General features: G+C 61.9%; 20 protein-coding genes. 12 read left to right on the top strand and 8 right to left on the bottom strand.

Going from position 1 to position 20271, the window contains the following annotated elements; translation table 11 throughout:
* Positions 1-353 precede the first annotated feature (353 nt).
* Positions 354-1532 (top strand): AGE family epimerase/isomerase, encoded by a 1179-nt coding sequence (locus HFC70_RS05250; RefSeq protein ID WP_168472147.1) that lies wholly within the window; start codon positions 354-356, stop codon positions 1530-1532.
* A 45-nt stretch (positions 1533-1577) separates the two neighbouring features.
* On the opposite strand, the gene HFC70_RS05245 is transcribed toward HFC70_RS05250, so the two are convergent.
* Positions 1578-2162, bottom strand: coding sequence for a recombinase family protein (locus tag HFC70_RS05245; protein ID WP_168472146.1), 585 nt, complete (start codon positions 2160-2162; stop codon positions 1578-1580).
* Positions 2163-2543: 381 nt separating this feature from the next.
* Here HFC70_RS05245 and HFC70_RS05240 point away from each other — a divergent pair, with 381 nt between their 5' ends.
* From HFC70_RS05240 to HFC70_RS05225, 4 genes are all read left to right on the top strand, one after another.
* Positions 2544-3239, top strand: coding sequence for a hypothetical protein (locus tag HFC70_RS05240; protein ID WP_210259138.1), 696 nt, complete (start codon positions 2544-2546; stop codon positions 3237-3239).
* A 153-nt stretch (positions 3240-3392) separates the two neighbouring features.
* Positions 3393-4343 (top strand): serine protease, encoded by a 951-nt coding sequence (locus HFC70_RS05235; protein ID WP_168472145.1) that lies wholly within the window; start codon positions 3393-3395, stop codon positions 4341-4343.
* Positions 4344-4576: 233 nt separating this feature from the next.
* Positions 4577-4966, top strand: a complete 390-nt coding sequence (locus HFC70_RS05230; RefSeq protein WP_168472209.1) for a globin — start codon at positions 4577-4579, stop codon at positions 4964-4966.
* Positions 4967-4982: 16 nt separating this feature from the next.
* The gene (locus HFC70_RS05225; RefSeq protein WP_168472210.1) at positions 4983-5348 is read left to right on the top strand and encodes a DUF423 domain-containing protein; all 366 of its coding nucleotides are present in this window, start codon (positions 4983-4985) and stop codon (positions 5346-5348) included.
* Between the two features lie 21 nt (positions 5349-5369).
* Here HFC70_RS05225 and HFC70_RS05220 read toward each other — a convergent pair whose 3' ends face one another.
* The 4 genes from HFC70_RS05220 to HFC70_RS05205 form a co-directional block, all read right to left on the bottom strand.
* Entirely contained in the window at positions 5370-5744 is a 375-nt protein-coding gene (locus HFC70_RS05220; protein WP_168472144.1) for a glyoxalase superfamily protein, read from the bottom strand.
* A gap of 4 nt (positions 5745-5748) precedes the next feature.
* A complete protein-coding gene (locus HFC70_RS05215) occupies positions 5749-6036 on the bottom strand; it encodes a hypothetical protein (protein WP_168472143.1) in 288 nt (95 codons plus the stop codon).
* Positions 6033-6428, bottom strand: coding sequence for a DUF2325 domain-containing protein (locus tag HFC70_RS05210; RefSeq protein WP_168472142.1), 396 nt, complete (start codon positions 6426-6428; stop codon positions 6033-6035). Before HFC70_RS05210 ends, HFC70_RS05215 begins: the two co-directional genes overlap by 4 nt.
* A 159-nt stretch (positions 6429-6587) precedes the next feature.
* Entirely contained in the window at positions 6588-7562 is a 975-nt protein-coding gene (locus HFC70_RS05205; protein WP_168472141.1) for a threonine/serine dehydratase, read from the bottom strand.
* 89 nt (positions 7563-7651) lie between these two features.
* On the opposite strand from HFC70_RS05205, the gene HFC70_RS27250 reads away from it, so the two are divergent.
* Entirely contained in the window at positions 7652-8116 is a 465-nt protein-coding gene (locus tag HFC70_RS27250) for an Lrp/AsnC family transcriptional regulator (protein ID WP_168472140.1), read from the top strand.
* A gap of 47 nt (positions 8117-8163) precedes the next feature.
* On the opposite strand, the gene pobA is transcribed toward HFC70_RS27250, so the two are convergent.
* Positions 8164-9333, bottom strand: coding sequence for a 4-hydroxybenzoate 3-monooxygenase (gene pobA / locus HFC70_RS05195; protein WP_168472139.1), 1170 nt, complete (start codon positions 9331-9333; stop codon positions 8164-8166).
* Positions 9334-9442: 109 nt separating this feature from the next.
* Between pobA and HFC70_RS05190 the strand changes: the two genes are divergently transcribed.
* The 4 genes from HFC70_RS05190 (at position 9443) to HFC70_RS05175 (ending at position 16119) form a co-directional block, all read left to right on the top strand.
* Positions 9443-10324, top strand: coding sequence for a helix-turn-helix domain-containing protein (locus tag HFC70_RS05190; RefSeq protein ID WP_168472138.1), 882 nt, complete (start codon positions 9443-9445; stop codon positions 10322-10324).
* 114 nt (positions 10325-10438) lie between these two features.
* Positions 10439-11800 carry an NAD(P)-dependent oxidoreductase gene (locus HFC70_RS05185; protein WP_168472137.1) on the top strand — a complete coding sequence of 454 codons (1362 nt, stop codon included), beginning with the start codon at positions 10439-10441 and terminating at the stop codon, positions 11798-11800.
* A 79-nt stretch (positions 11801-11879) separates the two neighbouring features.
* Positions 11880-13193: an NAD-dependent dihydropyrimidine dehydrogenase subunit PreA gene (gene preA / locus HFC70_RS05180; RefSeq protein WP_168472136.1), complete on the top strand. Its 1314-nt coding sequence runs from the start codon at positions 11880-11882 to the stop codon at positions 13191-13193.
* Between the two features lie 208 nt (positions 13194-13401).
* Entirely contained in the window at positions 13402-16119 is a 2718-nt protein-coding gene (locus HFC70_RS05175) for an EAL domain-containing protein (RefSeq protein ID WP_168472135.1), read from the top strand.
* Positions 16120-16195: 76 nt separating this feature from the next.
* Here the strand turns inward: HFC70_RS05175 and HFC70_RS05170 are convergent, their stop codons facing one another.
* Entirely contained in the window at positions 16196-17086 is an 891-nt protein-coding gene (locus tag HFC70_RS05170; RefSeq protein ID WP_168472134.1) for an AraC family transcriptional regulator, read from the bottom strand.
* 134 nt (positions 17087-17220) lie between these two features.
* Between HFC70_RS05170 and HFC70_RS05165 the strand changes: the two genes are divergently transcribed.
* Complete coding sequence (locus tag HFC70_RS05165; protein ID WP_168472133.1) at positions 17221-17976, top strand: SDR family NAD(P)-dependent oxidoreductase; 756 nt, start codon at positions 17221-17223, stop codon at positions 17974-17976.
* A 74-nt stretch (positions 17977-18050) separates the two neighbouring features.
* Here HFC70_RS05165 and HFC70_RS05160 read toward each other — a convergent pair whose 3' ends face one another.
* Positions 18051-18704, bottom strand: a complete 654-nt coding sequence (locus tag HFC70_RS05160) for a TetR family transcriptional regulator C-terminal domain-containing protein (RefSeq protein ID WP_168472132.1) — start codon at positions 18702-18704, stop codon at positions 18051-18053.
* Between the two features lie 304 nt (positions 18705-19008).
* On the opposite strand from HFC70_RS05160, the gene HFC70_RS05155 reads away from it, so the two are divergent.
* The gene (locus tag HFC70_RS05155) at positions 19009-20262 is read left to right on the top strand and encodes a Zn-dependent hydrolase (RefSeq protein WP_168472131.1); all 1254 of its coding nucleotides are present in this window, start codon (positions 19009-19011) and stop codon (positions 20260-20262) included.
* Positions 20263-20271: the final 9 nt, after the last annotated feature.

The following is a 20271-nucleotide window of genomic DNA, read 5'->3' as shown; positions in this document are numbered from 1 at the left end:
AAAGGTCCGCAATTAAAATAAAATTACTCGTATCAGTCGTATTATCGCTTCAAATTAACGAACAATATTCAAAATTGACAATTGTGATTTAAATAATTCGGCTCGCAATTTGTAAAAGCGCCTCATTAATATCACAAATATTCCTGACAATAAGACTGGAATATGATTTTGGACCGAATTTTGGCTTTAAGCGCCTGAATTCGGTTTGCCTCGCCGTGGCAAAGCCCCCGGCCTGTCCATCGTACAGGCAAACCCGCTGGCCCCTCGCCCGCGCATTTCCGGCTCGCACCCACCGGCCCGCATCCAAACCGACACGGCCCGACGCGCTTCGCTCACCATTGAAGGAGACCCGCATGGAACTGGACCGACTGAAGACCTATTTCATCGATGACGCGCTGCCAAAATGGGCATCGGCTGCCTATGACGAGCAACGCGGCCATTTCATGGAAGCGCTGCAGCTCGACGGCTCGCCCGAGACGAGCGGCATCGTCCGCACAAGAACGGCGGCACGGCTGATCTATGTCTATGCCCATGCCTCAGCACTCGATGTTGCGCCCGCCGGATCACTGCAAAAAGCCGAGCGCGCCTTCGGCAACCTGCATCGCGTCGCCTGGAATGCCGGTGCCCGGCCCGGTTATGCGCGGGCGTTCAACCGCTTCAGCGACGCGGTGACCGATCCCGAGCGCGATCTCTATGATAATGCCTGCGTCTTGCTGGCGCTGGCCTGGCTCTGGAAGGCCACCGGCCGACCGGTGTATCGAAGGCACATCAAGAACTTGATCGCCGCGATCGATCGGACGCTCGCCGATCCCTTCGGTGGCTGGGCGGAAGACAGCACCGGCACAGTGCCGCGGCGGCAAAATCCGCATATGCATTATCTGGAAGCCAGCCTTGCCCTGTGCGAGACGGACGATGACCCGCACTATCCTCTCGTTGAAGCAAGACTCTTTGCCCTGCTCCACGACCATTTCTACGATGAAAGCCAAGGACTTCTGCGCGAGTCCTTCGGTCCACGCTGGGAGCTTTCCGATCGCTATCAGTCGGACAGGCTTGAGCCGGGGCACATGTGCGAATGGGTATGGTTGGTCCGGCGGCATGCGGCACTGACCGGAGAAGACGATGACGCGCTTTGCGTCGCCCTGCTTTCGACAGCGCTGGCTCTCGGGCGGGCGGCAGGATCAGCGTTCCTGCTCGATGACGCCTCAGTCGGTGCGCCGTCAAGCGGACAGTATCGCCGCCTCTGGCCGCAGACCGAATTGTTAAAGGCGTTTCTGATGCAGCACCGCGCGCATGGAAAAGAGGAAGACCTGCAGCAGGCGGAAGCCGTTGCCGCCGCGCTGTTCAGGTCATACCTGAAGGATGCGCCGGCCGGCTGCTGGCACGACCGTCTCGACCTCGAGGGTCAATCCGTCGCCAAGACGATCCCGGCAAGCTCCCTCTATCACCTCTGGACGACGGTCGTGGAACTGCTCCCCAAGGCCAAGGCGCCGTCCTGTACCGACGCCCCTCAACCCCTGGCAATGAGCGCCTGAGCATCATCGAATGACCACGAAGACCGCCGGCAGCCGCTGGCGTCTCTAGGCCATAGCCGCCGTGCCCTTGTCGGCCGGCATGCGTCGCATGGCGCGGTAAAGCGTGGCGCGGCTGACGCCGAATTCGGCGGCAGCGGCAGTGACCGTCCGGCCCTCGATACGAATGGCGTGGATGGCGTCATCCATCTCGGTGGCCGGCAGCTTGACGGGTCGGCCGATCGGGCTGCCACGCGCCTTGGCCGCCGACATGCCGGCTCGGGTTCGTTCCGAAATCAGCGTGCGCTCGAATTCGGCAAGCGCCCCCATGATGTGGAAGATCAGGATGCCGCCAGCCGACGCGGTGTTGATCGACTCATTGATCGAATAGAGCCCGATGTCGCGGCGGCCAAGCTCGGCCACCACATCGATCAGATGCGACAGCGAGCGCCCAAGCCGGTCGAGCCGCCATACCACAAGCGTGTCGCCAGCTCCGAGATGCTCGAACGACTGCATCAGCCCGGGCCGGGCCCGCGACGCGCCCGAAAGCCCCTGATCCGAGAAAATACGGTCGCATCCGGCCGCCGTCAGCGCCTGCAACTGCAGATCCATGTTCTGGTCGGATGTCGACACGCGCGCATAGCCAATTCTCATGGTTCCATCGCGTCAGGTTTCCAGACAAACGAGAAGATATTCAACGATCCACCCCATGAAGCCCGGTCGATCACTTGAAAAACTGTATCACAACCGTTCCCTTTTGATCACACCATTAGGTTGTTGTCAATTCCATAAATCCCCACAAAGATGTATATTTCCATCGGTTGCATGATCATGGCCATAACCGGGCTGCGGGCAGGATCTGCAGGGGTCGCAGCGCTTGTGGCCGCCGCGCGCGCGCTGCTGAATGACTGAAACCGGATGCTATTCAAAGGTTGAAATAATCGCGCCTCAGGTTGTGCGAATAGGAACGCTTTAGAGACGCATTCGGCGTCTTCCGGCACCCGGTACAACACCGTCAAAAGAGGAGACTGCGACATGACCAAATATACGCTGACGCTGAATATCGATCCTGACGACATGAAATACATCAAGCCTGCCGGGCAGCGTTTGACGCTGGCAAAACCAGTCGGCAGCGGCGATCCGAACGTGGTGTGGCTCTCCATCGACCCGTTTCCCTCCACCACCATCACCTGGACCGAAGACTACTGGATTTACGCTTCGACGGCCGAGATCGCGGACGGTGCTTCGATCGACAAGCTCTCAGAGGTTGCACCGGGACCAGCCCTTGATTCCGGCTTCTATCCTTTCACGCCTGCCGCCATCTTCGGACCTCTGCAGAAGGATCCGCAGATCGCGCGCGGCACCTATGCGGCCAATAACTATATGCCCTACTCGCAGTATCCGGCTCTGACCTTCGGCCTGTCGCAATCGGCGATGATCGGCAAGACGCTGGCCGAGCGCAAGCCGATTTCGGCCCAGTCGGTGCTGGCCACGCAGCAGATTCAGATGACACCCTTCACCCATGTCTACGTGTGGCTGCAGAGCCAATTCGCCAGCGAGACGATCATCACCAAGATCATCGGCAATTCGTCGGTGGCGAAATTCGGCGGCGGCGTCGAATCGATCGTCATGAAATACGACCCGGATCGCGGCCTCTTCATCGAGGATCAGCAGTCGGCCGGCATGACGGAAAGAGGCATCATCGAGTTGCGTACGCCGCTTCTGGTGTAGTGCAGCAACGGTGAGGGCCGAGACCCACCAGGGCCTCGGCCCTCACCGAATGCGCTCCGTCCCCCCCCTGAAACAAACCCCTATGAGACCCTTGTGGCGGTTCGGAGACCGGCCGCAAGGGCTCGTTGCCCAATACAGGAAAGGTTCAATGCCATGTCTCACGTCCAGTCCGGACGGAATGTCGTCGGTTCGGCATTCCTGTCTCTGATCCTCACGGCCACATCCGGCCTGAGTGCCGACCTCAAAATGGACAATCACGAGAATGACGGCAGCTCGGCCCTGCTCAGTGCCGAAGAGATCGAAGCCGCCGAGCCGCTCGACGAGACGGTCAGCCCTGACGAGTTGGAGCGCATGCGCAAGCGTTACCGCGAACTCAACCCCGGCTCGCTCGAGATCAAGCCCGGCGACCGCACCGAGAAGCAGCTGAAAGGCGTGCCGGAACCGGTGGAGCATCCCGACGCCAATAGCCCCTATTGGAGCACCGGCAAGCTGACCTTCAAGAAGGCGGACGGAAAGACCCATCGCTGCACGGCGCAATTCGTCGGTGACATCAAGGTCATCCTCACCGCCGCCCATTGCGTCTACGACACTGTGGCCGGCGCCTGGAACACCGACTTCACCTTTCATCGCGCCTTCGCCGACGGCAAGGCGGCCCAGACCGTCGGCTGGCGCTGCATGTCGATCTTCGACGCCTATCATGTGCCGGAAAAGAACTATGCCTATGACTATGCCTTCATCCTGGCCGACAAAAACGACGAGAAATCCGCCCTCACCCTGCAGATCGGCATACCGGCCACCACGCCGCTGACCGCCGTTGGCTATCCCCGCAATTTCGGCGACGGCAAGGTGCTGCAAAGTGTCGATGGCGAATGGGCCTCGGTGCTGGGCGGCATCGTCACCATGAGCGGCAATCCGATGCGGTCGGGAAACAGCGGCGGCGCCTGGTTCTCCAATTTCAGGATCGACGGCGGCTCGGGCGACAACCTCGTCGTCAGCCTCAACTCCCATCACCTGGAAGGCGATGACGACGACGAGAACGGACCGCTTTTCACCGCCGACACCGCACGGCTCATGAAGCATGTGTTGGAAGAAAAGTGCCTCTGAAACGGCACGGACAGACCCGCGCGTTCTTAACGCCCGCCGCCTCTTTCCGAAAAGACCGGTCGCCCCGCCGGTCAGACAGGAACCGGATCCGGCGGGCGCCTTTGTCATGAAGGACCCCGCAAGTCCCAACGCTCACAAAATATGTGCCCGATCGCCGCAGTGCCGCTTCGGCCCGTTGCATGGGCGGGCCTAAACCGGCAAAAGAAAAGCGTGCGATGACAAGGATCCAGGGCTTGAGCGAAGACACCATCACTCTCTACGAGGCCATAGGCGGCGAGCCGACCGTCAGGGCGCTGACCCGGCGGTTCTACGAGCTGATGGATACGCTGCCCGAAGCCGCCCGCTGCCGCGCCATCCATCCGCCCGATCTGTCGGGCAGCGAAGAGAAACTCTACGATTATCTGACCGGCTATCTCGGCGGCCCGCCGATCTATATGCAGAAACGCGGCCATCCCATGCTGCGGCGCCGCCATATGGTGGCCGAGATCGGACCGCAGGAGCATGACGAATGGCTGCTGTGCTTCAGCCAAGCCATGGCGGACACGATCGAGAACGAAAAGCTGCGCGACATCATCTGGGAACCGGTCGTCCGGCTGGCCCAGCACATGCAGAACAAGGAATAGCCCCATGCCCCCCGGCATGCCATCCAGCCGCCTGGCCCGTCGCATCATTGTTCTGCTGGCCGGGCTGATCGGGGCGGCCGGCGTTGCGATGGCCGCCGCCGCCACTCATATGGGCGGCGCCCTGCTCGGGCCGGCATCGGCCATGTGTCTTGCCCATGCGCCGGCTCTGCTGGCCCTGCATGCCGGCCGCCGCTCGATCAGAACGGCAACCGCCGCCGCCCTTTTGATGGGGTTCGGCGCGGCCTTGTTTGCCGGCGATCTCGCCGCCAAACAATTCCTCGGCTTCGGTCTCTTCCCCATGGCCGCACCGACCGGCGGCATGCTGATGATCGCGGGATGGCTGGTGGCCGGCGCCGGCGCCTTCTTTCTCAGCGAAAGCTGAGTAGCCGAGGTCAGACCACGTTCACTGCGGCACGCGGCCGAATTTCAGCAGATTGCCGTGCAGATCGGAGACATAGAATTCCTCCATGTTCCACGGTCGTACTGTCATCTCCGACAGGGATTTGACCGCGCGCGACGTGAACTCCGCGTGCAACCGGTCGATGCCGCCGCCGCGCAGATAGACCGCGGATCGCTCGCAGAGCGAACGGTCGTCGGTCAACCAGAAATGCAGCTCCAGCGGCGCGCCGCAGAACTGCCGGCGCACGATCAGGTAATCGCCGCTCTCGTGAACGATCTCGTCGAAGCCGAGTTGATCGCCATAGAAAGCCCGGCTTTCCGCGATCGACAGCGACGGCAGGATCGGCAGAACCTCAATGCGGTTGTCGTCGTCGGCCAAGCCGTCAGACCTTCTTTCGGGCAGCGTTCTGCTGCCATTTCGGTGCCGGGAAGGCGATGACATTGTCTGTATCACGCGGCCCGGACGGCCGCCAGCCATCGGCCAGATGCTGGTTGCGCGACACGGGACGCTCGTGCAGGCCAGGCAGCGCGATCACCTCGGCGCTTGCCGCCAGGCAGGCCTGCCGGTCGGCCAGCCGCTCCAGAAGGTCCGGGGCCAGGCCGTCGCCATTCTGGGCGGCCAGCTTGTGAAGGCCGATCAGCAGGGCCGGATCGAGACCATCGTCAGTCATTGTGGGTCATTCCTCTCGTTCAGGGTCTGCAGCGCCCGCTCCAGACTGGACTTGCTGCCATTGCGCAACGGGATGAAGGTCTTGCCGAACTTCTTGCAGCCGGTCTTCACCCGCAGACACGCATCGTGGCTAATACAGTCGATGGGGCAGAAGACGCAGTCGACCGACGGCAGCACCGTATCGATGCGGGACACCGCTTCTCTCAAACCACCATCGTGATGAATGAGTTCCGCGCCGAAATTGCTGGCGATCTGGCGCAGGTGGGCGACCTGGCAGTCCCGCCCGCCGACATAGAGAAAGCTCTTGACGTCGAGCGCCGGCTTCTTGACCGGCGTGGCATCGCCACCCGACTTGCCGCTGCTCTTCTGGTCGGCGCGCTTCTTCTTTGCCATATCGTCCCTCTCCCGGTGCGGCGAGCCCTGCCCGATTGCAGAGTCTTGCCCTTTGGATCTGGACCATACAAAACATGAGTTTTTGAGTAAAGTATATACCTGATTATTTTTCTCATATTAAACGACAAAAGAAAACGGCCGGTTTATCCCGGCCGCCGATCAGGTCCCGGCACCTTCCCTCGCAGTCAGGGGAAGCCAGTCCCTGATCTGTTGATCGGTGAGGTTGGCACCGCACAACATCGTCGCAACGCGGCGGCCTGCCAGTGCAGATGCCCGGGCAAGAACAGCGGCTAGCCCCGCCGCCCCGGCGGGCTCCACGAGACGCGACCAGGTGTCCTGCGCAAAGCGCATGGCATCCAGAATCTGATCGTCATCGACGAGAACGACCTCGTCGATGGTGTCCTGGAGCCAGCCGACGGCCTCCGGAACCGGAATCCGGACGGCGATGCCATCGGCGATCGTGCGCGCCTCGGGCGTCGAGATTACCTCACCCGATGCATAGGACAGCGCCATGCACGGCGCGCCCTTCGCGGCAACGGCGACAACCCGTGTTCGCGGCGATTGCGATTTGAACCAGCATCCGATCCCGGCTGCCAGGGCGCCGTTGCCAAGCGGAATGAAGACCGCGTCGATATCGTCGACCTCGTCCGTCAGCTCCGCCGCCATCGTTCCCGCCCCCTCCGCAATGGCGGCACTCGCACCGTCCTCGACGAATGGAAGATTGCGGTCGGCGGCATAGCCTCGGGCGGCGTCCTTCGCGGCGTCAAAATCGTCTCCGGCGAGCAAGACCTCCGCCCCGAACCGGCGCATGGCATCTATCTTCAGGGGATTGGCGTTGACGCTGGCGAAAACGACCAGCGATCGCCCCTGCCGCGCCGCGTTATAGGCAAGCCCCTGGCCGAAATTGCCGGCCGATGCCGTGACCAAAGGAGTTCTATCGCCCGCGAGATCGGCGAGAAAATACCCCGTTCCGCGCCCCTTGAAGCTGCGGATCGGATTGTCGGTTTCGTCCTTGGCGAACAGCGAGAGCCCGAGCCGATCGCAACGCAGGAGATTGCTGTTCAGGAAAACCGGATCGATTTGCGTGCGGGCATCGTCGATATTGACGGCGGAAAGCGGTGCTTGTTTTGTCATGGGCAGATGGTATGAATTTTCAACGCGGACAAACCGCGCAATTCTGAAAATCTGCAAGGATTTTCCGCTTACAACCGGGGTCAAGCGCCGTGGACACTATCGATCGCACCATTCTGGCGATGCTGCAGGACAATGCCGACATTCCCGGCAAGACGATTGCCGACGCGGTCAATCTGTCGACCTCGGCTGTCGAACGGCGCATCGGCAGGCTGAAGCAGGATGGCATCATCCAGAAGATCGTCGCTGTGGTCAGTCCAAAAGCCGTCGATCGCACCTTGTCCGTTCTGGTCGAGCTTGAAATCCAGAACGAACACCGACACACGTTGGAGCAATTCCAGCGGTGGCTGGACCGTGCGCCTGAAGTTCAATCATGCTGGTATGTCACCGGCGACATGGATTATGTTCTGCTGGTCGCTGTCCGCAATCTTGACGAATACAATGCCTTCGTCGAGCGGCTCATGAGCGAGCAGCAGGCGCTTGTGCGAAAATACAAGAGCCTGATCGCCCTGAAGACGGTCAAGCACAGCCTGGGGCTGTCTGTCCTGGAACCGTGAAGGCCTTTCCCTCCGCGCGGCCACCGATGGCCGGGAGAGCGGCCCGCCTAATAAGGCAGGCCGACATAGTTTTCGGCCATTGCCGTCTGCGCCGCATGGGAAGACGAGAGATAGTCGAGTTCCGCCTCCTGCACCTTCTGGCCGAACTCGCCGTCGGCCGGAAAGCGATGCAGCAGCATGGTCATCGACCAGGAGAAGCGCTCGGCCTTCCAGATGCGCTTCAGCGCGCGGCCCGAATAGGCGTCGATACCGGCCGTGGACTCTTCCCCGTAGTGTTCCCGCAGTCCCTCGAACAGGTAATGCACGTCGGAGGCGGCAAGGTTGAGCCCCTTGGCACCGGTCGGCGGCACGATATGGCCGGCATCGCCGACCAGGAACAGGGCACCGAAACGCAGCGGTTCGGCCACGAACGAGCGCAGCGGCGCGATCGACTTCTCGATCGACGGGCCGGTGACCAGGGCCTGCGCCACATCGTCCGGCACACGGCGCCGCAACTCGTCCCAGAACGCCTCGTCCGACCATTGCTCGACCTTGTCAGTCAGCGGCACCTGGACATAGTAGCGCGACCGGGTATGCGAGCGCTGAGAACAGAGCGCAAAGCCGCGGGCATGATTGGCATAGATCAGTTCGTGATGCACCGGCGGCACATCGGCCAGAATGCCGAGCCAGCCGAACGGATAGACCTTCTCGAAGGACTGGATGCCCTTGTCCTGCACCGACGCACGGCAGACGCCGTGATAGCCGTCGCAGCCGGCGATGAAATCGCAATCGACGCGGTGGGTCACGCCGTCCTTCTTGTAGGTCACATAGGGCCTGACGCCATCGAAATCATGGGGCGTCACCGCCTCGGCATTGTAGATCGTCAGCCCGCCGGTCGCCTCGCGATGATCCATCAGGTCGCGCGTCAGTTCCGTCTGGCCATAGACCATCACCGACGTGCCGGTCAGGTCCTTGAGGTGGATGCGGTGGCGGCGACCGGAAAAGGACAGGTCGAACCCGTCATGAATCAAGCCTTCCTCGTGCATGCGCTCGCCGGCACCGGCCTTGCCGAGCATCTGCACGGCGCCGACCTCCAGAACGCCGGCCCGGATACGCCCGAGAATATAATCGCGGTCGACCCGGTCGAGAATGATATTGTCGATGCCGGCATTGCTGAGCAATTGGCCGAGCAGCAGGCCCGAAGGCCCGGAGCCGATGATGGCAACCTGGGTACGCATGAAGTCTCCTCCCTCAATTCTTGCCGAATGATAAACCCGAGGACCTTGCCGGCAATGGAAAATTCCGGCAATTTATTGGACAATTCAAACATGCAGGCCCGCTCAAGCCATGAACAAACCGGTCCCCACCTACAATCTCTATGGCGAGGAACTGTCGCCGAGACCCGAATTCTGGGTGCATGCGGAGTCGATCGCCAGCCGCAGCCGTTTGCATGACTGGGAAATCAAGCCGCACCGCCACGCGTGCCTTTTTCAAATTCTGCACATCAGGAATGGCGAGGGCCAGGCCCTGCTGGCCGGCCGGTGGATGCCGTTCACGGCGCCGGCGGTGATCGTCGTGCCGGAACAGCACGACCACGGCTTCCGGTTCTCCAGCACGATCGACGGGGCTATCATGACCCTGCTGTCGAAACGCTTTCCGGCGCGCCTGCCGGCCCATGTCGGCCTGGGTGAATGGCTGTCGCAACCGCGTCTTCTGGCCCTGGCCGGCGACCATGCCGACACGGACTTCCTGTGCGATATCCTGAACCGCGCCGAACGGGAGATCATGCAGGATGCATTGGCCTCGGCCGCTCTCCTGGAGTCGATGTTTGCCACCGCGCTGCTGTTGGCCTATCGCCTCGCCGGGGCAGCCCCTTCCCATCAGCTCAACCGCGACCAGCAGCGCTTCGAACAATTGACGGCCCTGATCGGCGACGGCTTTCGCACCCACCTGCCCGTTGAGACCTATGCCCGCCGCCTTGGCGTGTCGGTCACCCATCTCAACCGGATTACCCATTCCCTCACCGGCAAGCCGGTCAGTCGGCTGATTGCCGAACGCATCGTGTCCGAGGCCAAGCGCGACCTCGTCTTCACCTCGATCTCCATCCAGCAGATCGCCACTGGCCTCGGCTTCGACGACCAGGCCTATTTCAGCCGATTCTTTGCACGCCATACCGGCCATTCGCCAACCGGATACCGCAACCGCGAACAGGCCCTGCTCGACGGCTGAAGCCTTGTGCCGCCAGGGCTTTGCATCTGTCATTTCCGAAATTTTACCGTTTGATAAATTTTTTAAGCTGAGTTACCTTTGCTGCAATCGCGTTATAAAAAAGAGGGAACTGCGATGCGAAGACTGGAACCGGGCCTGAAGGCCGGGCGGCTGGACGCTGCCCAATACGCAAAGAACTTTTCCGATCTGCACCCGCGCCTGGGCGACCACGAGGCGCTGGTTGCCTCCGACCGCTGCTATTTCTGCCACGATGCGCCCTGCATGACGGCCTGTCCCACCTCCATCGATATTCCGCTGTTCATCCGGCAGATATCGACAGGCAATCCGCTCGGCTCGGCCAAGACGATTTTCGACCAGAACATTCTCGGCGGCATGTGCGCCCGCGTCTGTCCCACCGAAACGCTCTGCGAAGAGGCCTGCGTGCGCAACACGGCCGAAGAGCGCCCCGTCGAGATCGGTCGGCTGCAGCGCTACGCCACCGATATCGCCATCGAACAGAACAGGCAGTTCTACACGCCGGCCGCCACCAGCGGCCAGACGGTCGCCATCGTCGGCGCCGGTCCGGCCGGCCTTGCCTGCGCCCATCGCCTGGCGATGAGCGGCCATCAGGTAACGATCTTCGATACCCGCGAAAAGGCGGGTGGTCTCAATGAATACGGCATCGCCGCCTACAAGACGACCGGCGATTTCGCCCAGGCCGAAGTGGACTACATCCTGTCGATCGGCCATATCGACGTGCTGGCCGGCCAGATGCTTGGCCGCGACTTCACGCTCAATGAGCTGCAGGCGAAATTCGACGCGGTCTTCCTCGGCATCGGCCTTGGCAATGTCAACATGCTCAACACCGAGGGCAGCCATGTCAACGGCGTCGTCGACGCGGTCGAGTTCATCTCCAATCTGCGCGAGGCCGAGGACAAGGCCGACGTGCCGGTCGGCCGCAATGTCGTGGTGATCGGCGGCGGCATGACTGCCATCGATGCCGCCGTCCAGGCCAAGCTGCTCGGCGCGGAAAACGTGACGATCTGCTATCGCCGCGGCAAGGAGCATATGAACGCCTCCGAATTCGAGCAGGACCTGGCGACCTCGAAGGGCGTCGTCATCCGCCACTGGCTGCAGCCCAAGCACGTCGACCATCACGGCGGCCACGTCTCCAGCATCAGGCTCGAATATACCCATGTCGAAAACGGCATCATGAAGGGCACCGGCCACGTCATGGACATTCCGACCGACCAGGTGCTGGTCGCCATCGGCCAAAAGCTCGATGGCACCGGCATCGAGGCGCTGAAACTCGACGGCAACAAGATCGCCGTCGACGCCGAGGGCCGCACATCCATTGCCGGTGTCTGGGCCGGCGGCGACTGCGCGGCCGGCGGCCAGGACCTCACCGTCTCCGCCGTTGCCATGGGCCGCGATGCGGCCGAATCCATCAACCGTTCTCTCGCCGCGCTTTCGGCGGGAGCAAGTGCCGTCGCCTGACGGCTTTGTTTCAACGCAGGTCCGTTGCGCAAACCCGTTTCATGCGTTTCCCGGACCTGCTTTTCGAGAGGACATTCGAATGGCTGATCTGCGCAATGATTTCGTCGGCATCAAATCGCCGAACCCCTTCTGGCTCGCCTCGGCGCCACCGACCGACAAGGCCTATAATGTCGAGCGCGCCTTTAGGGCTGGATGGGGAGGCGTGGTCTGGAAGACACTCGGCGAGGAAGGCCCGCCGGTCGTCAACGTCAACGGCCCGCGCTACGGCGCGATCTGGGGTGCCGACCGCCGGCTGCTGGGCCTCAACAACATCGAACTGATCACCGACCGGCCGCTGCAGATCAACCTGCAGGAAATGAAGATGGTCAAGAAGAACTGGCCGGACCGCGCCCTGGTCGCCTCGATCATGGTGCCGTGCGTGGAGGAAAGCTGGAAGGCCATCCTGCCGCTGGTCGAAGAAACCGGCGCCGATGGCATCGAGCTCAATTTCGGCTGTCCGCACGGCATGTCGGAGCGCGGCATGGGCGCTGCCGTCGGCCAGGTGCCGGAATATATCGAGATGGTGGTGCGCTGGTGCAAGCAATATAGCCGCATGCCCGTCATCACCAAGCTGACGCCGAACATCGCCGATATCCGCAAGCCGGCCCGCGCCGCAAAAGCCGGCGGCACCGACGCCGTATCGCTGATCAACACGATCAACTCGATCACCTCTGTCGATCTCGACAATTTCTCGCCGGAACCCTCGATCCACGGCAAAGGCACCCATGGCGGCTATTGCGGCCCGGCCGTCAAGCCGATCGCCCTCAACATGGTGGCCGAAATCGCCCGCGATCCCGAAACCTACGGCCTGCCGATCTCCGGCATCGGCGGCGTCACCACGTGGCGCGATGCGGCCGAATTCATGGTGCTTGGCGCCGGCAATGTGCAGGTCTGCACCGCGGCGATGACCTACGGCTTCAAGATCGTCCAGGAAATGATTTCCGGCCTCAATGACTGGATGGACGCCAAGGGCCACCGCAATCTCGACGACATCACCGGCCGCGCCGTGCCCAACGTCACCGACTGGCAATATCTCAACCTCAACTATATCGCCAAGGCGCGCATCGACCAGGATGCCTGCATCAAATGCGGCCGCTGCCACATCGCCTGCGAGGACACCTCGCACCAGGCGATCACCAGCTCGGTCAACGGCATCCGCCATTTCGAGGTGATGGAGGACGAATGCGTCGGCTGCAATCTCTGCGTCAACGTCTGTCCGGTCGAAAACTGCATCACCATGGTCGGCCTCGACGCCGGCACGCTGGACCAGCGCACCGGCAAGCCGGTCGATCCGAACTATGCCAACTGGACGACCCATCCCAACAATCCGATGTCGGTCCAGGCCGCCGAATAGACCGCCCGCCGGCACATGCAACGCGCAAGGCCCCCTTCCGGGGGCTTTGTCGTTTCAGGGATGGCGCCCCGCACCGCAAGGCGCCTCCGGGCCAGGATTTACCGGTTGTCTTCAGAAATTCTTCAAGGGTTTCGTGCATCGATGACGAGGGGTAATGGGGTTTGACGGATGTGCACACCCTCGAGCCTTGACGAGGGACCATTCCTGAATGATCGCGCATGAGAAAAAACGATTTCCATGGAGAGCGCTCGGCACAGCGTTGCAATACTACGCGCCGGCACTGATCGTCATTCTGGCCGTTGCTATGTCGATCGGCTATGCCGACATCCAGAAACGCAGGGTCCACCTTGAAGCCATGCGGTCGCAGGTCACTGAAAGCCTGGGTGTTGTGCGCGCCAAACTTGAAGGCAATATCAACGCCAACATCCAGCTTCTGCAAGGATTTGTCGCAACGCTCGATACCGAGCCGGACATTACCCAGGACCGGTTTTCCGCCCTGTCCAGCCGTATCTTCGAAGCTCCGTCTCAGTTGCGCAATATTGCCGCGGCCCCCAAGCTCGTCATCAAATTCGTCTATCCCTACCAGGCCAACAAGCAGACCATCGGCCTCGACTATCGCACCAATCCCGCTCAGCGCGACGCGGCCCTGCAGGTCCAGGAAACCGGCCGCTATGTGGTCACCGGGCCGGTAGATCTGGTCCAGGGCGGCCGCGGCCTGATCGTACGCTATCCCATCGTCAACGAAACCATCCTCGGCGGACGGACGTTCTGGGGTATCCTGTCGGCGGTGATCGACCTCGACAAGCTGTACCGGGACAGCGGCCTTCTGGCCGACAATCCTTTTCTTGACATCGCCATTGCCTCCAGACAGGACCCGGACGGCCCCAGCACCACCTTCTTCGGCGATCCGGACACCATATTCTCCGATCCGGTACGCATGGAGGTGAACTTCGGCCGAGAAAAATGGAACCTGTCAGCCGTGCCGAAAGGCGGATGGGACGTTCTTCCGCCCGATATCTGGGCCTTCCGCTTTCTGATGCTGCTGGTCGCCGTGATGATTATGGCGCCGGTACTCTGGGTAGCGCGCTTGCTGCGCGAACGCCAGCGCAACATCGCCGTCTTGCGCCAGCGCGAAGAGGAACTGCGCGCCCTGTCGCACCGCTTCCAGATCGCATTGGAAGCCTCGAAGATCGGTGTCTGGGAGCTCGATATCGGCAGCGGCCACCTGGAATGGGATGCCCGCATGAAGCTGCTCTACGGTGTTGACCAGGCACGCGAGAGCTGCGGTTACGAGGACTGGAAGTCCGCCCTCCATCCCGACGACCTGGAGGAAGCGGAACGGGTCTTTGCAAACGCCATCAAATCGGGCCGGGACTACTCGACCGAATTCCGTATCGTTTGCGGTGGTGGCGAGATCCGCCATATCCGGGCTTACGGAACCATGTATCGCGATGCGCGCTTCCGCAAGAAGATCGTCGGCGTCAACTGGAACGTTACCTCCGACATCAAGCTTCAGGAAGAGCTGCGAGCCGCCAAGTTGCAGGCGGAGATCCAGAACGAGGCCCTGGAGCAGGCCCGTCGGCACATGGAGCACAATTCGCTGCACGATGCCCTGACGCACCTGCCAAACCGCCGCTACCTCGACCAGTATCTGCTGGATATCGACCGGCAGCCGGCAGACGAAAGCCCGCTGACCCTGCTGCATATCGATCTCGACCGCTTCAAGGATATCAACGATACCCTGGGGCACGGCGCCGGCGACCAGATCCTGCGCCATGCCGCCCAGCAATTGCGCGACCATATCCGCAGCAGCGATTTTGCCGCCCGCATCGGCGGCGACGAGTTTGTCGTGGTCTGTCGGGGAATAGAGTCGGAACAGCAAGCGAGCGAATTCGCCCGCCGGCTGATCGACGCCATCAACGTGCCGATCAGCTATGTCGGCCACGAATGCCGGGTTGCAGCGAGCGTCGGCATCGCCACGCGCCAGAGCGCCGACTTTGCCGCGGAGCAGTTGCTGATCAACGCCGATATCGCGCTCTATGAAGCCAAGCGTCACGGCCGCAACCGCGTCGAGCACTATACCGACACCCTGAAGTCGATGACCATCAACACCAAGCGCACCGCGGACGCCATCCTGCGTTCGCTCGACCAGGACGGCTTCGTGGCCTTCTTCCAGCCGCAGTTCGACGCCCGGACGCTGGAAATCTCCGGCGTCGAGGCCCTGGCCCGCTGGCGACATCCCGAGCAAGGCCTGCTGGCCCCGGACGCCTTCCTGAAGGTCGCCGAAAACCTCAATGTCGTCTCGCAGATCGACGCGGCAATCCTGGAACAGGCGCTTCTGCAATCAGCACGCTGGAAAGCGCACGACCTCAATATTCCGCGTGTGTCGGTGAATATCTCCGCCCAGCGCCTGTTCGACGAAACCCTGATGAACCGCCTGCAGGAGATGCAGATCGTTCCCGGTTCCCTCTCCTTCGAATTGCTGGAATCGATCTCCTTCGACGACAAGGGCGAGGCGGTCGCTGCCGCCATCGAGCGCATCAAGAGCTGCGGCATCGAAATCGAGATCGACGATTTCGGCACCGGCTATGCCTCGATCCTCAGCCTCTTGAAGCTCTCGCCCAGCCGCCTGAAGATCGACCGCCAGCTGACCATGCCGATCCTCACCTCGGAGGCCCAGCGCCGGCTGATCAGTTCGATCGTCGATATCGGCCGCTCGCTCGGCATCGAGATCGTCGCGGAAGGCGTCGAGACCATGGAACATGCCGACATCCTGCGCGATCTCGGCTGCCATACGCTGCAGGGCTTTGCCCTGGCCCGACCGATGAGCGCCGAGGCCTTCATCACCTTCGCCAAGGATCGCGCCTGGCTGTCGCTGGGCAAGGGGGCTCGGAGCATGACATCAAGATCCGTCGCCGGGGCGTGACCGCGGGAGCCAACACTTCGCCATCTGCGTTTGCGATTGTCCATGCACGGCGCATCTGACAGGCTTGGGTAGCCGATCAGGCGGCCGGCTGCGCAGAGCCCCGTACCGTTTCGGCGTCGCGCGCCGGAGGCAGCCCGAACATTCTGCGATATTCCCGGTTGAACTGCGGCACGCTCTCGTAACCCACCGCAAAAGCGGCGCTGCTAGCCGTCCTCCCCTCCGACATCATGATGCGTCTGGCCTCGATCAGGCGAAGCTGCTTCTGGAACTGCAGCGGCGACAGAGAGGTCTCGCTGCGAAAATGCTGGTGGAAGGACGACGGGCTCATGCCGGCCAGAGAGGCCAATTGCTCGACCCGCAGAGGCCGTGCGTATTCGGCCCGCAGTTTGGCGATGGCGCGTCCGACGCGGTGCGAATGACCATCCGGCCAACCGAGACGCCGGATCTCCGCCCCATGCCGCCCGACCAGAAGCCAGTAATGAAGTTCCCTGACCAGGGACGCCAGAAGCACGGGAAGCGACGCCGGGCGATCCAGCAGGTTCATCAGCCGCAACGCCGCATCAGCCACCTGGGAATCCGTGGGCTCCACCCGAACAGGCGGCCCGGCAACCGGCGCATCCTTCATCTGCAGCGACAGTTCGGCAACCACCGCCGTATCCAGTTCCAGCACAAAGGACAGGTAGGGTTCGTCCCGACTGGCCTTGGTAATCTGACTGACCGTCGGAACATCCGCCGTAATCAGCAGGGAATCGCCGGCGCCGAACGCAAAGTTCTGCGCACCCATCGTCACATGCTTGTTGCCCTGAAGAACAAGACAAACAAGCGGCCGGCTGATGGCACATTCCAGACCACTCGGCGCAAACGACCGGACGATGGACAGGCCCGCGATAGGCGTCTGGCCAAGGCCCTCCGATTCGGCACGGGCCTGGCAATAGCGCAAAACGGCATTGAGCAGCGGATTGGTCATTGCAAAACACTAGCCGATCTCCGGCCGTCTTGGAACCGCCTTGGAGGAATAGGCAAAGATCGTCACGGTTTCGGCAACGACGTCTCCGGGCTTGGTCGACTACTGATGGTCATCCAAAATCAGGAGATTTCGACATGAGCAAGATCGCCATCATCACCGGGGCCAGCCGCGGACTGGGCCGCAACACCGCACTGAACATCGCCCGAAAAGGCAATGACGTCATCATCACCTATCAGCGCCGCGAGCAGGATGCGCAGGCCGTCGTCGCCGAGATCGAAGCAATGGGCCGCCGGGCCGTTGCGCTGAAAGTCGACACCGGCAACGTGGCCGGCTTCGCGGCCTTCATCGAGCAATTGCAGGCTGCACTGCGCGACACCTGGCAGCGCGACACATTCGATCATCTCGTCAACAATGCAGGTCATGGCGAGATGGCACTGATCGCAGAAACCACGGAGGCGCAGTTCGACGCGCTGGTCAACGTCCACTTCAAGGGCGTGTTCTTTCTGACCCAGGCCTTGCTGCCGCTCATTGAGGACGGCGGCCGCATCATCAATCTGTCGTCGGGACTGACACGCATTTCCGCGGCCGGCTGGGGTGCCTATGCCGCCGTCAAAGGCGCCATCGAAGTGCTCAGCATCTATTTGGCCAAGGAACTCGGCGCCCGCGGCATAACGGTGAATACCGTGGCACCCGGCGCCATTGAAACCGACTTTTTCGGCGGAGCGGTGCGGGACACGCCGGACTTCAACACGTTCTTCGCCGGAATGACGGCACTCGGCCGCGTCGGTCTGCCAGACGATATCGGCCCGATGATTGCAAGCCTTCTGTCCGATGACAATCGCTGGATTACCGGCCAGCGCATCGAAGTCTCCGGCGGTCAGAGCATCTAATATACCTACCGATAACCGATAACATCCGGGTGCAAACCACTGCCACACCGACGGGCACCCGGATGCCTAGGAACTCAGAGATCCGACACCTTCGCGGCGATCAGCCCGCGCACGAACAGGTCTTCGAGAAACCGTGCCGCATCCTCGAAGCGGTTTTCCGAGCGCTGCCCCTCGCCCAGCACCGCCGTCACCTGCACGTCGAAATCGGCATAATGCTGCGTGGTCGACCAGATCGAGAAGATCAGGTGATAGGGATCGCAGTCGACCACCTTGCCGGCCGCCATCCAGCTGCGGATGACCTCGACCTTTTCATCGACCAGGTCTTTCAGCGGCCCCTGCAGCATGTCGATGATATGCGGCGCGCCCTGCAGGATCTCGTTGGCAAACAGCCGGCTCTCGCGCGGAAAATCCCGTGCCATCTCGAGCTTGCGGCGAATATAGGCGCGCAGCTCGGCCTCCGGATCGCCATCCGCGTCGAAGGCCCGCAGCGGCTCGAGCCAGCCTTCCAGAACCCGGTCGATCAGCGCCCGGTGCATGGCCTCCTTGGTGCGGAAATAATAGAGCAGGTTGGGCTTCGACATGCCCGCCACCTCGGCGATCTGGTCGATGGTCGAGCCGCGAAAACCCCTCAGCGAAAACACGTCGAGTGCGGCCTCGAGGATCTGCTCTTCCTTCTCCTCCTGGATACGGGTCCGGCGCTGGGTTCTCGCTGCTCTCGGGATGGCCATGACGCTGTCTTTGTCCTCGAATTTCAATAGGTTCCGCCCAATGCGCCGCAGTTTGGACTACAGCTTATTTTTCAGGCATTGTGCCCGCTATTTTGTCGGTATTTTTCGTCTTTTCCGTCTTGAGTGCCGCGCCGGAAGTTGTAATGTTTACCAATCGGTCAAATATCGGCCAGTTGTCGCGCAAAGGCAACCGTCGATATGACAACCCGGAAAAAGCTAAAAAATGGCTGCCGGCGACCAGGGAACAGATTGGGGCATGCCGCTTGCATGATCCCTAAGGCAAAACAGGCGAGGACTTTTTGACATGACGGCAGCACCCGGCGAGAACATGCGCGTGAACGGCGATCGCCTGTGGGATTCACTCATGGACATGGCGAAGATCGGCCCCGGCATTGCCGGCGGCAACAATCGCCAGACCCTGACCGACGAGGACGCGGCCGGTCGCTCGCTGTTTCAGACCTGGTGCGAGGATGCTGGGCTGACCATGGGTCTCGACCAGATGGGCACGATGTTCGCGACCCGCCCCGGCACCGACCCGGACGCCCTGCCCGTCTATGTCGGCTCCCATCTCGACACCCAGCCGACCGGCGGCAAATATGATGGCGTGCTCGGCGTGCTGGCGGCGCTGGAAGTCGTGCGCTCGATGAACGATCTGGGCGTGAAGACCAAACACCCCATCGTCGTTACCAATTGGGCCAACGAGGAAGGCGCCCGCTTTGCCCCGGCCATGCTGGCGTCCGGCGTCTTCGCCGGCGTGCACAGCCTCGAGTACGCCTATTCCCGCAAGGATCCGGACGGCAAGACCTATGGCGACGAGCTGAAACGCATCGGCTGGCGCGGCGAGGAAGAGGTGGGCGCGCGCAAGATGCACGCCTATTTCGAATATCATATCGAACAGGGCCCGATCCTCGAGGCGGAAGACAGGCAGATCGGGGTGGTGACGCACTGTCAGGGCTTGTGGTGGCTGGAATTCACGCTTGTTGGCCGCGAGGCCCATACCGGCTCGACGCCGATGAACCTGCGCGTCAATGCCGGCCTTGCCATGAGCCGCATCATGGAAATGGTGCAGACGGTGGCGATCAGCGAGCAGCCGGGCGCCGTCGGCGGCGTCGGCCAGGTGTTCTTCTCGCCCAACTCCCGCAACGTGCTACCCGGCAAGGTGGTCTTCACCGTCGACATTCGCACCCCGAACCAGGAAAAACTGGACCGCATGCGGGCGAAGATCGAGACTGAGGCCGCCGCGATCTGCGAGGCGCTTGGCGTCGGCTGCTCGGTCGAGGCCGTCGGCCATTTCGATCCGATCACCTTCGATCCGAAGCTGGTGGAGAGCGTGCGCAACGCGGCCGAACGGCTCGGCTACAGCCACATGAACATCATTTCCGGCGCCGGCCACGATGCCTGCTGGGCGGCACGAGTCGCCCCCGCCACCATGATCATGTGCCCCTGCGTCGGCGGCCTGTCCCACAACGAGGCCGAGGAAATATCCAAGGACTGGGCCACCGCCGGCGCCGATGTACTGCTGCATGCAGTGCTGGAGACGGCGGAGATTGTGGGGTAGCTTTCACCG

The organism is Agrobacterium sp. a22-2 (assembly GCF_012276985.1).
In the GTDB taxonomy this organism is placed as follows: domain Bacteria; phylum Pseudomonadota; class Alphaproteobacteria; order Rhizobiales; family Rhizobiaceae; genus Allorhizobium.
Note: the sequence above shows the minus strand (reverse complement) of the source record. Positions and strands in the feature narration are given on the sequence as shown.

Bases quoted from the DNA above. Each gene is read 5' to 3' on its own strand.
- HFC70_RS05250 (WP_168472147.1), top strand. From the start codon at position 354: ATGGAACTGGACCGACTGAAGACCTATTTCATCGATGACGCGCTGCCA.
- HFC70_RS05245 (WP_168472146.1), bottom strand. From the start codon at position 2,162: ATGAGAATTGGCTATGCGCGCGTGTCGACATCCGACCAGAACATGGAT.
- HFC70_RS05240 (WP_210259138.1), top strand. From the start codon at position 2,544: ATGACCAAATATACGCTGACGCTGAATATCGATCCTGACGACATGAAA.
- HFC70_RS05235 (WP_168472145.1), top strand. From the start codon at position 3,393: ATGTCTCACGTCCAGTCCGGACGGAATGTCGTCGGTTCGGCATTCCTG.
- HFC70_RS05225 (WP_168472210.1), top strand. From the start codon at position 4,983: ATGCCATCCAGCCGCCTGGCCCGTCGCATCATTGTTCTGCTGGCCGGG.
- HFC70_RS05215 (WP_168472143.1), bottom strand. From the start codon at position 6,036: ATGACTGACGATGGTCTCGATCCGGCCCTGCTGATCGGCCTTCACAAG.
- HFC70_RS05210 (WP_168472142.1), bottom strand. From the start codon at position 6,428: ATGGCAAAGAAGAAGCGCGCCGACCAGAAGAGCAGCGGCAAGTCGGGT.
- HFC70_RS05205 (WP_168472141.1), bottom strand. From the start codon at position 7,562: ATGACAAAACAAGCACCGCTTTCCGCCGTCAATATCGACGATGCCCGC.
- pobA (WP_168472139.1), bottom strand. From the start codon at position 9,333: ATGCGTACCCAGGTTGCCATCATCGGCTCCGGGCCTTCGGGCCTGCTG.
- HFC70_RS05190 (WP_168472138.1), top strand. From the start codon at position 9,443: ATGAACAAACCGGTCCCCACCTACAATCTCTATGGCGAGGAACTGTCG.
- HFC70_RS05185 (WP_168472137.1), top strand. From the start codon at position 10,439: ATGCGAAGACTGGAACCGGGCCTGAAGGCCGGGCGGCTGGACGCTGCC.
- preA (WP_168472136.1), top strand. From the start codon at position 11,880: ATGGCTGATCTGCGCAATGATTTCGTCGGCATCAAATCGCCGAACCCC.
- HFC70_RS05175 (WP_168472135.1), top strand. From the start codon at position 13,402: ATGATCGCGCATGAGAAAAAACGATTTCCATGGAGAGCGCTCGGCACA.
- HFC70_RS05170 (WP_168472134.1), bottom strand. From the start codon at position 17,086: ATGACCAATCCGCTGCTCAATGCCGTTTTGCGCTATTGCCAGGCCCGT.
- HFC70_RS05165 (WP_168472133.1), top strand. From the start codon at position 17,221: ATGAGCAAGATCGCCATCATCACCGGGGCCAGCCGCGGACTGGGCCGC.
- HFC70_RS05160 (WP_168472132.1), bottom strand. From the start codon at position 18,704: ATGGCCATCCCGAGAGCAGCGAGAACCCAGCGCCGGACCCGTATCCAG.
- HFC70_RS05155 (WP_168472131.1), top strand. From the start codon at position 19,009: ATGACGGCAGCACCCGGCGAGAACATGCGCGTGAACGGCGATCGCCTG.